At 57.7% G+C, this 13359-nt stretch carries 13 protein-coding genes; 9 read left to right on the forward strand and 4 right to left on the reverse strand.

Translation table 11 applies throughout. The features are described from left to right. The 3 genes from L1249_RS13940 to L1249_RS13950 all read left to right on the forward strand — a co-directional run. On the forward strand, positions 1-446 hold a 446-nt coding region (locus tag L1249_RS13940; RefSeq protein ID WP_235253644.1), incomplete at its 5' end, for an RNA-guided endonuclease InsQ/TnpB family protein. Between the two features lie 198 nt (positions 447-644). After that, complete coding sequence (locus tag L1249_RS13945) at positions 645-1073, forward strand: secondary thiamine-phosphate synthase enzyme YjbQ (RefSeq protein WP_058577106.1); 429 nt, start codon at positions 645-647, stop codon at positions 1071-1073. A gap of 84 nt (positions 1074-1157) precedes the next feature. Beyond that, positions 1158-1418, forward strand: coding sequence for a hypothetical protein (locus tag L1249_RS13950; protein ID WP_058577105.1), 261 nt, complete (start codon positions 1158-1160; stop codon positions 1416-1418). On the opposite strand, the gene L1249_RS13955 is transcribed toward L1249_RS13950, so the two are convergent. Both L1249_RS13955 and L1249_RS13960 read right to left on the reverse strand, forming a co-directional pair. After that, the gene (locus tag L1249_RS13955) at positions 1396-2334 is read right to left on the reverse strand and encodes an ABC transporter substrate-binding protein (RefSeq protein ID WP_058577104.1); all 939 of its coding nucleotides are present in this window, start codon (positions 2332-2334) and stop codon (positions 1396-1398) included. The two genes, L1249_RS13950 and L1249_RS13955, sit on opposite strands and share 23 nt — an antisense overlap. A 32-nt stretch (positions 2335-2366) precedes the next feature. Beyond that, entirely contained in the window at positions 2367-3542 is a 1176-nt protein-coding gene (locus L1249_RS13960) for a TauD/TfdA family dioxygenase (RefSeq protein ID WP_058577109.1), read from the reverse strand. Positions 3543-3668: 126 nt separating this feature from the next. On the opposite strand from L1249_RS13960, the gene L1249_RS13965 reads away from it, so the two are divergent. The 4 genes from L1249_RS13965 to L1249_RS13980 all read left to right on the forward strand — a co-directional run bounded on the left by L1249_RS13965 (position 3669) and on the right by L1249_RS13980 (position 7218). Then, positions 3669-4532, forward strand: a complete 864-nt coding sequence (locus L1249_RS13965) for a LysR substrate-binding domain-containing protein (RefSeq protein ID WP_058577103.1) — start codon at positions 3669-3671, stop codon at positions 4530-4532. A 105-nt stretch (positions 4533-4637) separates the two neighbouring features. Beyond that, on the forward strand, positions 4638-6089 hold the full coding sequence (locus L1249_RS13970) for an alanine/glycine:cation symporter family protein (RefSeq protein WP_058577102.1): 1452 nt from the start codon (positions 4638-4640) through the stop codon (positions 6087-6089). A 188-nt stretch (positions 6090-6277) separates the two neighbouring features. Beyond that, positions 6278-6886, forward strand: coding sequence for an FMN-dependent NADH-azoreductase (locus L1249_RS13975; protein WP_054641068.1), 609 nt, complete (start codon positions 6278-6280; stop codon positions 6884-6886). 29 nt (positions 6887-6915) lie between these two features. Then, complete coding sequence (locus L1249_RS13980) at positions 6916-7218, forward strand: MGMT family protein (protein ID WP_139526785.1); 303 nt, start codon at positions 6916-6918, stop codon at positions 7216-7218. Positions 7219-7343: 125 nt separating this feature from the next. Here the strand turns inward: L1249_RS13980 and L1249_RS13985 are convergent, their stop codons facing one another. Beyond that, positions 7344-8912 (reverse strand): bifunctional GNAT family N-acetyltransferase/carbon-nitrogen hydrolase family protein, encoded by a 1569-nt coding sequence (locus L1249_RS13985; RefSeq protein WP_058577100.1) that lies wholly within the window; start codon positions 8910-8912, stop codon positions 7344-7346. Between the two features lie 43 nt (positions 8913-8955). Continuing rightward, positions 8956-9873, reverse strand: coding sequence for a DMT family transporter (locus L1249_RS13990; protein ID WP_228168549.1), 918 nt, complete (start codon positions 9871-9873; stop codon positions 8956-8958). 231 nt (positions 9874-10104) lie between these two features. On the opposite strand from L1249_RS13990, the gene L1249_RS13995 reads away from it, so the two are divergent. Further along, positions 10105-12126, forward strand: coding sequence for an NADPH-dependent 2,4-dienoyl-CoA reductase (locus L1249_RS13995; RefSeq protein ID WP_228168550.1), 2022 nt, complete (start codon positions 10105-10107; stop codon positions 12124-12126). Between the two features lie 139 nt (positions 12127-12265). Continuing rightward, positions 12266-13318, forward strand: coding sequence for a threonine aldolase family protein (locus L1249_RS14000; RefSeq protein WP_228168551.1), 1053 nt, complete (start codon positions 12266-12268; stop codon positions 13316-13318). The last annotated feature ends 41 nt before the right edge of the window (positions 13319-13359 follow it).

Genomic DNA, 13359 nt, shown 5'->3' on the forward strand with positions numbered 1-13359 from the left:
TGGCGAAACTTCACGCCAAAATCTCCGATTGCCGACAGGACAATTTGCACAAATTGTCCCGCAGATTGATTAACGAGAACCAAGTGATCTGTGTCGAATCCCTGAAAGTGAAAAACATGATCCGCAATCCGAAACTGAGCAAAGCCATTGCCGACGCCGGTTGGGGCGACTTCGTGCGCCAACTGGCGTACAAGGCAGAGTGGGCCGGGCGCTCACTGGTCGCTATCGACCAGTGGTTCCCCAGCTCCAAACGCTGTTCGGGTTGTGGGCACACCTTGTCGTCGCTGCCGTTGACGGTCAGGAAATGGAACTGCCCCGAATGTGGCGCAAACCATGACCGCGACCACAACGCCGCAACCAACATTAAAGCCGCCGGGCTGGCGGTGTTAGCCCTTGGAGAGAGTGTAAGCGGCATGGGGTCAGTCTCCATGTCCTGTTCTCGGTGAATTGGGAATCCCCTTCCTTTAGGGAGGGGAGCAGTCAACATCTTGCTCCTTGCACGTGAACAATAAACGTTAAATCTATCAGTGTGGGTCACTGCGTGTCATGGTTCCCGTTGGGCGCGATACGGCAGGCCAAGGAAATAGGCTATGGTATGTCTGTTACCGTATCCTCTTAACAATGCTGATAACAAAGGAGTGATTATGTGGCATCAACAAGAGATTCACTTGCCGGAAATGCCTCGGGGCTTTCACCTGATTACCGATGAGATTGCCAGGGCGCTGCCCTGTTTGGCAGAGTGCCACCAAGGGCTGCTGCATTTACAGCTGATGCACACTTCCGCCTCGTTAACGCTCAATGAAAACACCGACCCAGATGTTCGTCATGATTTGGATGCCTTTATTCGCCGCTTAGTGCCCGAAGGGCTGAGCTACTTCCAGCATACCTTAGAAGGCCCTGATGACATGCCTGCCCATGTGGCCTCTAGCCTGCTAGGCACTCAGCTTAGCCTTGCGGTACGCGATGGCCGCTTAGCCCTTGGCACCTGGCAAGGGGTGTGGTTAGGTGAGCACCGTGAACAGGGTGGTTCGCGCCGCTTACTGGCCACATTGAACGGCTGTACTGCGCCCTAGTGGCAGTCCATTGAATGACTTTTTTGAGATAAGCGCCCCAGCTGCTGGTGCCTCGCTACCCGGCTGGAGCACTATGCTCATTTTGTGCCGCTACCGGGTGCGCTGTTTCGCAATCTGATTTCTCACTACCTGATCAAACACTTTTCTAATCGCTGCCAAGGGGTGATTGTGCCGACCTACTCGGCAGAGGAGTACCTGCGTATGATCGGTGTAAAAACCCCTGGCTATCGACCCCGCAGACACAGTGCTGGTGAGCGTATCCCGAATCAGCAAAGAGAAGAACATAGCATACGCCACTGCGGCGGTGGGGTGAACGAACGCGTTATTGTAGACGCGCTTCAATGACAGGCCAGGCAGCGTCACCCTCGGTGGTCGTCACATCGGCCAGCATGGCTTCCACGCGCTCGGGGTGGTCGTTGATCCACTGCTGGGCCACCTCGGCAAGGTCACGCTCCTCTTGGCCAAAGGCTTGGATCATCCAGCTCTGCTCGTCGGCGGTAAAGCTAAACTGCTCAAAGAAGGTAACCAGCGCCGGGTGGGCATCGGCGTAGTCGCTGCGCAGTAGGGTGCGTACGTCGCTTTCGCCGTTGTTCTCACCGAACAGGTTTTCCGGGTCTTCCAGGTAGCGCATGGGCAGCTCAAGGTTCATCCAGTGGGGCGTCCAACCGACCCACACAATGGCCTCTTCTCTGGAAATCGCATCTTGAGCGGCGGAGAGCATGCCCACTTCGCTGGTATCCACTAAGCTCCAGTCGCCCAGTCCCCAAGTGTCGTTATCAATCGCGTTATGGAGAATCTCGCTCGCCGCCGACCCTGCGCCAAAGCCATGAATTTGGCTGTTGAACTCATCACGGTGTTCATCTAAATCCGCGAAGCTTTGAATGCCGCGCTCATGCAGGTACGTCGGTACGGCCAGCGTCATCTGAGCGCCATCGACGTTGTTGGCGACATCGGTAAGCACGCCAGAGGCTTTGCGCGGTTCGAACATCTCTTTTTGTGCGGGTAGCCAAGCGCCTAAAAAGGCGTCGACGTCGCCACTCTCCATGCCTTGGTAGATCACCTGCAGGCCGATTTCGTGGGTTTGAGTGTCGTAGCCCAACGGATTAAGGAGCTGCTCAGCAATTTCGGTTTTTACCGTAATACCGGGCCAGGCCGGGACGCCGAAATCGAGCGTGGCGTCATCGGCAAGGGCGGCTTGGGTGGTAACGCCTGCCAAGCTTAGGGCAATCGTAGAAACGAGTGGACGGGTTAAGCGCGTCATGGAAGAGGATCTCCTTGCTTAGGTTATTGTGATTACGCGGCGGTACGAGCGAGAACACGCAGGCGCGAAGCCAGCATGTCGCGGTCTAGATAGGTTCCCTGAAGATGGCGAGCACCGCTATTGGGATCGAACTCCCGGCGGCCGTGAAGCACGCGACGATTATCGAACGCCACCATCTGGCCCGGTTTTAAGGTGAACTCCAACTGATGGGCGTCGCTGTGGAAGAGTTGCCACAGCACTTTATAAGCGCGGTACCAAGCCGCCATTTTTTCAGCGGGCAGGTGGAGGGTGTCGCGTATCCAGTTATTAAGGCGTATCTCCACTAGCTCGCCTTGGCTATCTAGGGTGATCACTGGGGCTTTGATGGCGATATCGTGGGTGTCGTCCTGAAAGCGAAAATCGATGGGCGTTTCGCTGAGAATAACGAGCGCTTCCGGGTCCTGTTCGCGTAGGGCATTGATCACTCGGGCACCATCAGCAAACAGCGACTCGCCACCGCTGGCGTCGTTTTGCAGGCAGTAGAGCAGTTGAATATCCGGCGGCTGCTGCCAGTTGGGCAAGTCGATATGCAGCGGTAGACCGGCAGCGGTATAGGCCGCGTTGTTGGGGTTAGGCTTGGAGCGAACATTAAAGCGCCCGCCAAAGTTGGTAGCGCGTTGCGGGCCAATGCGCTCGGCAAGGCGGCTGACTTCCTCTTCCACCAGCGGTGCGTCGGTGACCAGCGCCAAGCCGTCGCGTAGCATGGCGGTCAGCCAGGTTTTCTCGCCTTCTGGGGTCAGAAAGTCGGTGTGGCGAACGCCTTCGGGGAAGAAGTCGTCGCGCCACGGCTGCGGGGCGGGCAGTGTAGAAAAGCGCGTCGCCTCAGGGCGGCGCTGGTACAGCCAGCCGCTATGAAAGGCGCTCACATGACCATCCTGCCACTGTAAATAGAGGTGACCATCTGCCAGGGTAACGCTGGGTGCCTGTTCGATATCGTCTAACGGTAGGTAGAGGCGCTCGCGGGTTTGCGGATGGCGACACTGGGCGCAGGCGCAGTGGTCGCGCAGCCATAGCAGTGGCAGCGTTGTGTGAGTGCTGTCTTCCCAGGTCAGCGCAAGGCTGCTGTCGGTGAGCGTGGCATCGCTGAGTGCCGGGCCGTGTTCATAAGGCGTGAGTTCACTCATTTGAGGGGCTGAACGCTTTTCCGTCGCTGCTAGTGCGCTGGTCATAAAGGCCTCGCTGTAGGTTGATGACATGTTGTTGAATGCTTCTATATAGGATGCGGAGTCCTCTGTGCAGTGACAAACGATTAATCTGGCCCCAAAGACTTTGTTTTATTTATAGGTAGCTTTTTCATGATCCAATTACCACCGCTGTTATGGCTACAAGCCTTTGAGTCTGCTGCCCGCACCCTGAGCTTTACTGCCGCCGGTAGTGAGTTAGGAGTTACCCAGGCGGCCATCAGTCAGCGTATTCGGTTGTTAGAGGACCGCTTAGGCCAGAAGCTGTTTGTGCGCCATGCCCGAAGCCTCACCCTGACACCTGCCGGGCAAGCGTGGCTGCCTAGCATTCATGATGCGTTTTCCCGCATTAGCGAGGGCACCACGGAAGTATTTGGGATGACTAGTGAAAAACCAGTGACGCTGCGCGCAACGCCGGTCATTCAGCAATCCTGGCTAGCACCACGGCTGGTGGCGCTGCATCAGCAAAAGCCCCATCTATTACTGCGTTTGGTGAGTGCGATCTGGCCTGACGACTTTGGCCCGGAAGGGGCGGACATTGAAATCCGCTATGGCCGTGGCGAGTGGAGTGGACTAGAGATGCTGCCGCTGGGCGACGAGCAACTGCTGCCAGTATGTACTCCGGCGTTGGCCCGTGAGTTAACCAAACCCAGCGACCTAGCAGGGCATACGCTGCTGCACGCGGTAGGTTTTGGCGTAGGTTGGCCCGGCTGGCTGCAGGCGGCGGGTATCGCCCATTTGGAGGCCGAGTGTCTGTCGCTTACCTGCGATAACCAAGTGATGACCTTGGCATTAGCCAGCCAGGGGGGCGGTGTGGCGTTAACCCATCGCCGTTTGCTGGATCAACGACAGGATTTAGTGGCGCCGTTTAACGTAGAGGTGCCCAGCGATGAGCGCTTCTGGCTGGTGCGGCCCAGTAAGCGGCAGGTAAGCGAAGAAGCTGGGGAGGTGTGGGATTGGTTAGCCACTTCCGTTTAATTGGTTTTTTTGCTGATAATGAGTAAATGCACCAATTTTCTTGCCATTTTGGTGCAACCGTGAAGAATGATGCGCCTTCTTTGTTTTAAAAAAGGTGTGTTTGGTATGGATTTTACTCTTCCTCCCCTGTTGACCGTGATGGTGGACCGCGGCAATGGGCTGTTATGGGGCAGTGTGCTGATTTACCTGCTCATCGGTGCTGGCCTCTATTTCACGGTCATGACCCGTGCTATTCAAATTCGTTATTTCGGACATATGTTCAAGCTGCTGCGCGGTTCCCGGCAGTCCAACGGCGGTATTTCCTCGTTTCAGGCGCTCTCTACCAGTCTCGCCGCGCGGGTGGGCACGGGTAACCTAGCGGGCGTTGCGGTGGCGATCTACTTCGGCGGCCCCGGCGCGATTTTCTGGATGTGGATGACCGCCATGGTGGGCATGGCGACCAGCTTTGTGGAGTCCACGCTGGCTCAGGCCTACAAAACCGACCATGGCGATAACACCTTTCGCGGTGGCCCGGCGCGCTACATCGAACGCGGCTTGGGGCTGCGCTGGCTGGCGGTACTGTTTTCTATCTGCCTGATTATTGCGTTTGGGTTGGCGTTTAACAGCGTACAGGCCAACTCCATCGCCCAGGCCATGGAGCAGGCATTCGCCATTCCCACCTGGGCCATGGGGTTAGTCTTGATGGCCATCGTCGCGCCGATTATTTTCGGCGGCTTGAAGTCGATTGCGAAAGTGGCCGAGTTAGTGGTGCCGCTGATGGCACTGCTGTACCTGATCTTGGCGCTGGTCGTGGTGGCGCTGAATATTAGCGACCTGCCCGCTGCCATCATGACAATCGTGCAGAGCGCTTTTGGTATTGAGCAGGCGGCCGGCGGTGCGATGGGCTATGCCATTTCCCAAGCGATTATGAACGGTATTCAGCGCGGCTTGTTCTCTAACGAAGCGGGTATGGGCTCTGCGCCTAACGCGGCAGCGACTGCCAGCACCCGCCCGGATCACCCGGCAGCTCAGGGTTTTATTCAAATGCTGGGCGTTTTTCTGGATACCCTGGTGATCTGTACCGCGACGGCAGCAATCATCATTATGGCGGGCCCGGAACTGCTGGCCAGCGAGGAGAGCAACGGCATCCAGCTGACCCAGATGGCGCTCTCCAGCCATGTGGGCGAATGGGGCGGCATGTTCATTGCGGTAGCGATTCTGCTGTTTGCGTTCACGTCCGTGATTGCCAACTACTCTTACGGTGAGTCCAACATCGAATACCTGGCTGGCCGCCGGGCACCCCTGGCGGTGATGCTGTATCGTCTGGCCGTGCTGGGCATGATCATGGTGGGCTCTGTGGCCAGCCTGGGAGCTATCTGGAATTTTGCGGATCTCTCCATGGGTATGATGGCGATCATTAACCTGGTGGCGATTCTGCTGCTATCGCCCATTGCCTTTGCGCTGTTCAAAGATTACGACACGCAGCTCAAGGCGGGTAAAGAACCGGTCTTCGACCCTAGCCAGTTTCCGAAGCTGGCGAACAAAGTAGATCCGAACGCCTGGCCGACTAAGAAATAGCCACGTATCTGCTTGCTAGTCGTCATCTGCCCCACGCGTTGCTGCGATTCAAGCAGCCACGCGTGGGGCTTTTTCATGGGTGAATAGTTCGATTTTGTCGAATGTAGATCGGAAAACGTTGCGCTTTTGCTCACCGAAAAGCGCCGTAGAATAGCGCCTAACCTTCTCTCTGTTTTTAAGGAATTTTCATGACCACTCGTGCCCTGTTAGTGACCTCTTCTATCCTCGGCGACAACGGCCAGTCCAACGCGCTGGCGAGCCATTTTCAGCAGCAGGCCGCTGCACGTGATGGCGTCGCCGTTACCCACCGCGATGTGGTTGCCAACGCGCTGCCGCACCTTGCCATCGAAGAGCTGGGCGCGTGGCAGACCCCGGCTGACGAGCGCACCACCGAGCAACAGGCGCTGGCCGCGCACTCGGATGAGCTGCTGGCAGAGCTGCGCGCTAACGACGTGCTGGTACTGGCGGTGCCGATGTACAACCTGGGCATTCCGTCACAGCTGAAAGCGTGGTTTGACCGCGTGCTGCGCGCCGGTGAAACGTTTCGCTACACTGAAAACGGCCCCCAGGGGCTGATCGAAGGCAAGCGAGCTATCATTCTGGCCGCTCGTGGCGGTCAATACGCGGGCACCGAGTTCGATAGCCAAACGCCGCACCTGAAAACCATGTTGGGCCTGATGGGCATTAGCGATGTGGAAGTGGTGTTTGCTGAAGGTTTGAACATGGGCGACGCTCACCGTGATGCCGCGATGAAAGAAGCCTTCCAAGCCATTGATCAGCTTGTCGAAGCGCTCTAAACCAACGCCATAAGCCAAACGAGGTTGTCATGCCACGCCCGGAACTGCTCGAACAGATTTACACTATTGTCGATCAAATTCCTGCGGGGCGGGTGACGACCTATGGCCGCATTGCCAAGATGACCGAAGGAGCAACGCCGCGCATGGTGGGGTCGGCCATGCGCCACTTGCCTGAGGGGCATCAGCTACCCTGGCATCGTGTCATTGCCGCGTCACTCAAACTGGCTGACCACGGCGGCGCGGCACGCCAGCACGAAAAGCTGCGTGCCGAGGGCGTCGCGTTCGATGCCAAAGGCCGCGTGCCGCGTCATCTTGTGTGGCCGGATGAGTAGCTCTTGGGTGAGTGGTTAATAGGGAGGTGTGAATAGAAAGCTGTGAATAGCGATTTGTGAATGACAAAACGCCGCCCGGTGGGCGGCGTTGGCGTACTTATGCGTAGTGGGTCGCAGGTTGAGCGTTAGTCTTCTTGCCTACTGCCGGACTTCAGCGACCAGTCCCGCCAGCGCAGGTCGAAGAGATCCTTGCGGCGGTCCTTGAGGTTGGTGACCGAGCCTTCTGCACGCACTACGGTCAGGCGGGTCAAGTCCAGGTCCGAGAAGATGATCATCTCGGTGTTGGGCGTGGTTTCGGCCAGCACTGCGTCATGGGGGAAGGCAAAGTCGGAGGGGGTGAATACCGCCGACTGGGCATACTGGATATCCAGGTTCTCGATGGACGGCAGGTTGCCGACGCTTCCGCAGATGACCACGTAGCACTCGTTCTCGATAGCCCGCGCCTGAGCGCAGTGTCGCACACGCAGGTAGCCATTTTTGGTGTCGACCCAGAACGGCACGAACAGAATGTCCATGTCCTGGTCGGCCAGCAGGCGGCCCAGTTCCGGGAATTCCACGTCGTAGCAGATCAGGATGCCGACACGGCCTGCATCGGTATCGAACACCTGCAGATCGTCGCCGCCTTCGATCACCCAGTCGCGCCGCTCCTGCGGGGTGATATGCAGCTTGGACTGTTTCTCCACCTCGCCGTCCCGATGGAACAGGTAAGCCACGTTATAAAGACGGTCATCCTCACCCACCTCGATCATCGAACCACCGACGATGTTGATGTTGTAGGACACCGCCATCCGCGACAGCTCGCTCTTGAAACGGTCGGTGAAGCCCGCCAAAAAGCGGATGGCAGCGGTCTGGTCTTTCTGCGCGGCGCGATCCTGCAGGCCCATGAGTGGCGTGGTGAACAGCTCCGGGAAAACGGCAAAGTCGCTCTGATAATCCGACAACGCATCGACGAAATACTCGATTTGCTGCAGCGCAGCCTCCACGGAGGCGAACTCACGCATTTGCCACTGCACCGCGCCCACGCGTACCTGAGTGGGGCGAGTGTCTAGCACGTTTTCAGCGGGCTCGAACAGAATATTGTTCCACTCCAACAGCGTGGCGTAGCCTCGGGACTGCTCGTCTTCCGGCAGGTACTTGCGTAACAGACGTTTGACCTGGAAGTCGTTGGCAAGCTGGAACGACAGAATCGGGTCGTAAATCTCTTTGCGGGAGACTTTGTCGATGTACTGGGCAGGCGTTAGCTCGCTGGCGTGCTGGTGATACTCGGGAATACGTCCGCCCGCCAAAATAGCCCGCAGGTTGAGCGAACGGCACAGCTCTTTACGCGCTTCGTATAGGCGGCGGCCCAGGCGGTAGCCGCGATAGTCTGGGTGGATCAGTACATCCAGCCCGTACATGGCATCGCCTTCCGGATCGTTCAGGATGATTTCACGATGGCCGATCAAATCGTCGTATTTGTGCGGGTTGGAGAACTCGTCGTAATCCACCTGCACGGTGAGGGCGACGCCCACCAGTACGCCGTCGTCTTCAATGGCAATCTGGCCGTCGGGAAACTCCTGGATCAGCTTATCGATGGTGTGCTTAGGCCAAGCGCCACCAATATCGTGATACACCGCATCCATCAGCGATTTCAGCTGCTCGTAGTCGTCGCTGGTGAGGTTACGCAGATTGAGGTGCAGGTCTTCTAGGGACATAGGTCAGGGGTTCCCATTCATAAAATGAAGTTGGCCTATTGTATCACTGCTGTACGCTTTGCGTTTTACGGGCGGCTGCCGCGCGTACCAACGGACGTGTCAGCGTTTGCGCCATGATCACCCCGGCAAGGATTAACAGCCCACCTATAAAGTGGAACCCCGATACCTGTTCACCCAGTAACGCCATGGCAATCAGCGCGCTAAATAGCGGCATCAGGTTGATAAAGATACTCGACTGGTTAGCGCCGATTTGGCGGACTGCTCGCATCCACAAGAACGTGGTAATAACGGAAGCAGGAATGCCTGCGTACAAGATCAGCCAAACGTTCTTCCCATCCACCGGCGTCATGGGGCCCATCAAGTAGGGTGGCAGCAAGAACAACACGGCAAAACAGACCTGGGCATAGAGCATGACCCAAGGAGGCAGATTCATCGCCCAGCGTTTGAGCATCACGCCATAAAGCGCATAGCAGGTGGCGGCGACCACCATTAACGCGTCGCCCTGCGCCACCTCTAACTGCAGCAGAGAAAGTGGGTTGCCGCGGCCCAGCAGCACGGTGACGCCGATAAAGGCGAGCACGCCGCCTACGACGCCGCCTAATGTGGGTGGTTCCTTCAAAATTAGCGCGCTCAATAGCACCGTGAGCAGCGGCACCATTGCTGCAAGAATGCCCATATTGGTGGCGGTGGTAGTTTCAGCAGCGACATAAGCCAGCCCCTGCCATAGCCCCATCCCTAAAAGCCCTAGCAGAGCTAGCTTTGGCCAGTTACGCACGATCTCACCTTTGTGACGCAGTACGGCCGGCAGCACAAAAGGAGTCATGACGACGAGGGCGAGCAGCCAGCGTAAAAACGCGATACTGCTAGGAGCAATGGCATCTACCGAAAGCTGGTTGATGGTCATATTGCCGGACCATATCAGTACGGTGGCCAGCGGCGGTAAAAAGTAAATCAATGGCATAGCACATTCCCTAGATTCAATCCCTGATCGTTAGCCGATTAATGTGACGCGCTTTGCCGCCAGGGGCAAGGGGGAAAGTAGTCGATATAGTGACTATCGTCTGGATAAAAAGGCGATACAGTTGCGTGGTAAAAGTCTGTACGTAGCCAGCGCCATGTCATACGCTTGTTTGAATGTGAGTGGCAAGCCATTGACTGCTTGCCGTACTAATAACAGTGAAGGAGCACCGTGATGCACCAAGCGCCAGCTTATCCGCACCTATTTCGTCCATTAACCGTGGGACATTTAACGCTGCCTAACCGCGTATTGATGGGGTCCATGCACACCAATTTAGAAGAAGCGCCGAATGGCTTTGAGCGCTTGGCAGCGTTCTATGCAGAGCGCGCGCGTGCAGGGGTAAGCTTGATTGTGACGGGTGGCATTGCGCCCAATGCCGAAGGGGCGGTTTTTCAAGGTGCCAACGCGCTGACAGAGGAGTCTCAAGTGGCGGAGCACCGCCACGTTGTCGACGCGGTACATGCCGCCGGTGGGCACCTATGCATGCAAATTTTGCATGCCGGGCGCTACGCTTACTCACCAGAGCTGGTGGCCCCCTCGGCGCTGCAAGCCCCCATCAACCCGTTCACCCCCCGAGCGCTCTCCAGTGAAGAGGTAGAGCAGCAGATTGCCGACTATGTTCGCTGCGCTACGCTCGCCCAGCAGGCGGGCTACGACGGCGTAGAGGTCATGGGCTCGGAAGGCTATTTGATCAACCAGTTTATTTGCCGCCGCACCAACCAGCGTGACGACGACTGGGGCGGCGATTTTGAGCGGCGTATGCGTTTCCCTGTCGAGATCGTCAAGCGTATTCGCCAAGCGGTTGGCGAGCGCTTCCTGCTGATCTTCCGCCTGTCGATGATTGATCTGGTGGAAGAGGGCAGCTCCTGGGAAGAGGTCGTACAACTGGGCCAGGCCATTGAAGCCGCTGGCGCGAACGTCATCAATACCGGCATTGGCTGGCACGAGGCACGGGTGCCGACCATCGTGACCAGCGTGCCCCGGGCCGCGTTTACCGAAGTCACCCGCCGGATTCGCGCGGCGCTGTCGATTCCGCTGATTACCACCAACCGCATCAATATGCCGGAGGTGGCCGAGCGCGTACTGGCCGAGGGCCATGCGGATATGGTGTCGATGGCGCGTCCGTTTTTGGCTGACCCTGAGTGGGTGCGTAAAGCCGAGGCGGGCTTGGCGAAGGAGATCAATACCTGCATCGCCTGTAACCAGGCCTGCTTGGATCACACCTTTATGGGCAAGCTGACTTCCTGCTTGGTCAACCCCCGTGCCTGCCACGAAACCGAGATTACCCTGGCGCCTGCGCAAACACCTAAGCGGGTAGCGGTGGTCGGCGGCGGCCCAGCGGGGCTTGCCACAGCAGTAGCGGCGGCCAGTCGTGGGCATGCCGTGGTGCTCTTTGAGCGGCGCAGCGAGTTGGGTGGGCAGTTTAACTACGCTCGTAAAATCCCCGGTAAAGAAGAGTTTAACGAAACTCTGCGCTACTTCCGCGTCATGCTCGAAAAGCACGCGGTGGACGTGCGCTTAAACACCGAAGCCACTGTAGGCGCCTTGGCAGATTTTGACGAAATCGTGATTGCCACGGGGGTGGTGCCCCGTGAACTGGCGTTACCAGGAGCCGACCACCCCAGCGTGCTGAGCTATGCAGACGCCATTGAGCAGCCTGAACGAGTAGGCAAGCGCGTGGCGGTGATTGGGGCAGGCGGCATTGGTTTTGATGTTTCGGAGCTGCTTTCCCACGAGGGGCACCCCACCATGGAGGTGGCCGCATGGTGCGATGAGTGGGGCGTCGATTTAGCAGTGGGCGAGCGGGGCGGTTTGAAAGCACCGCAGCCGCCACGTTCACCGCGCAGCATTGTGATGCTGCAGCGAAAAAGCTCTAAGCCAGGCAAAAACCTGGGTAAAACCACGGGTTGGGTGCATCGTGCCTCGTTAAAGCAGCGTGGCGTAGAAACACTGACCGGCTGCGAGTATGTGCGCATCGACGATGCGGGCTTACACATCCGCCGCGAAGGGCAAGAGCAGGTGGTCGAGGTGGACACCATTGTGGTGTGCGCAGGCCAAGAGTCGGTACGCGACTTGATTTCGCCGCTGGCCCAAGCGGGTAGCCGCGTGCATGTGATTGGCGGCGCAGATGAAGCGGCCGAGCTGGATGCCAAGCGCGCTATTGATCAAGGCACCCGGCTGGCGGCCTCGCTTTAACTCGCGTGAGGGCGTGACGTTAACACTAAAATGGCGATAGACTGATGGATCACCCTAACTACTAAGCCACGTTAGGGATTTAAGGCGCGGGTGGCACCCAGCCTGCGCCGCACGACCGTCAGACAAAAGGATTATCGTCATGCCCTCGGAGTGTACCCCACGATTTTTAGCCAGTGACAACACCTCGGGTATTTGCCCGGAAGCGATGCAGTACCTGATGGAAGCCAATCAGGCCGATGACCTGGCCTACGGCAATGACCGCTGGACTGCCCGTGCCGCCGACCGCTTTCGTCAGATGTTCGACTACGATTGCGATGTGTTCTTCGTGTTCAACGGCACCGCTGCCAATTCACTGGCGCTTTCCGCGATGGGGCGCAGCTACCACAGCGTGATTTGCCATGAGCTGGCGCATATTGAAACCGATGAGTGCGGTGGGCCGGAGTTCTTCTCCAACGGTGCCAAGCTGCTGACCTCGCCGGGAGCGAACGGCAAACTCACGCCGCAAGGGATTGAAGCGCTAGTGACCAAGCGCAGCGATATCCACTACCCAAAACCGAAGGTGGTATCGCTCACTCAAGCCACCGAAGTGGGCACTGTGTACTCCCGCGAAGAGCTGCTGGCCATTCGCGCCATGGCAGATAAGCATGACCTTCGGCTGCACATGGACGGTGCACGCTTTGCCAATGCTTGTGCAAGCCTCAATGCATCGCCAGCAGAGCTGACATGGCAAGTGGGCGTCGATGCACTGTGTTTCTCGGGCACCAAGAACGGCTTGGCGTTTGGCGAGGCAATCCTGTTCTTCAACCGCGAGCTGGCGGAAGACTTCTCCTACCGATGCAAGCAGGCGGGGCAGCTAGCATCGAAAATGCGCTATGTCTCTGCGCCGTGGCTGGGCCTGCTGGAAAGCGGTGCTTGGCTAACCAATGCCGAACATGCCAATGCCATGGCGCGTTATCTATCGGAAGGGCTACAGGCGTTGCCCGGCGTTTCGCTGATGTTCCCCACTCAAGCCAACAGCGTGTTCGTTGAATTGCCACCTCACGCCATCGAAGCGTTGAAAGCCAAAGGATGGACCTTTTATACCTTCATCGGTGCCGGCGGAGCGCGGTTCGTCTGCGCTTGGAACACCACCGTTGAATTGCTCGATCAGCTATTGGCCGATGTGAAAGCTGTGCTTGACGTTCGTGCTTGAGCAATACCGCTGCTAAAAGCTAAAAACTGCTCTGACGTTGA

The organism is Halomonas sp. Cn5-12 (assembly GCF_021532545.1).
Lineage (GTDB): Bacteria > Pseudomonadota > Gammaproteobacteria > Pseudomonadales > Halomonadaceae > Vreelandella > Vreelandella aquamarina.

What these genes read in the sequence shown, in the direction of transcription:
- L1249_RS13945 (WP_058577106.1), top strand. Translation starts at nt 645, where the DNA reads ATGTGGCATCAACAAGAGATTCACTTGCCGGAAATGCCTCGGGGCTTT.
- L1249_RS13955 (WP_058577104.1), bottom strand. Translation starts at nt 2,334, where the DNA reads ATGACGCGCTTAACCCGTCCACTCGTTTCTACGATTGCCCTAAGCTTG.
- L1249_RS13960 (WP_058577109.1), bottom strand. Translation starts at nt 3,542, where the DNA reads ATGACCAGCGCACTAGCAGCGACGGAAAAGCGTTCAGCCCCTCAAATG.
- L1249_RS13965 (WP_058577103.1), top strand. Translation starts at nt 3,669, where the DNA reads ATGATCCAATTACCACCGCTGTTATGGCTACAAGCCTTTGAGTCTGCT.
- L1249_RS13970 (WP_058577102.1), top strand. Translation starts at nt 4,638, where the DNA reads ATGGATTTTACTCTTCCTCCCCTGTTGACCGTGATGGTGGACCGCGGC.
- L1249_RS13975 (WP_054641068.1), top strand. Translation starts at nt 6,278, where the DNA reads ATGACCACTCGTGCCCTGTTAGTGACCTCTTCTATCCTCGGCGACAAC.
- L1249_RS13980 (WP_139526785.1), top strand. Translation starts at nt 6,916, where the DNA reads ATGCCACGCCCGGAACTGCTCGAACAGATTTACACTATTGTCGATCAA.
- L1249_RS13985 (WP_058577100.1), bottom strand. Translation starts at nt 8,912, where the DNA reads ATGTCCCTAGAAGACCTGCACCTCAATCTGCGTAACCTCACCAGCGAC.
- L1249_RS13990 (WP_228168549.1), bottom strand. Translation starts at nt 9,873, where the DNA reads ATGCCATTGATTTACTTTTTACCGCCGCTGGCCACCGTACTGATATGG.
- L1249_RS13995 (WP_228168550.1), top strand. Translation starts at nt 10,105, where the DNA reads ATGCACCAAGCGCCAGCTTATCCGCACCTATTTCGTCCATTAACCGTG.
- L1249_RS14000 (WP_228168551.1), top strand. Translation starts at nt 12,266, where the DNA reads ATGCCCTCGGAGTGTACCCCACGATTTTTAGCCAGTGACAACACCTCG.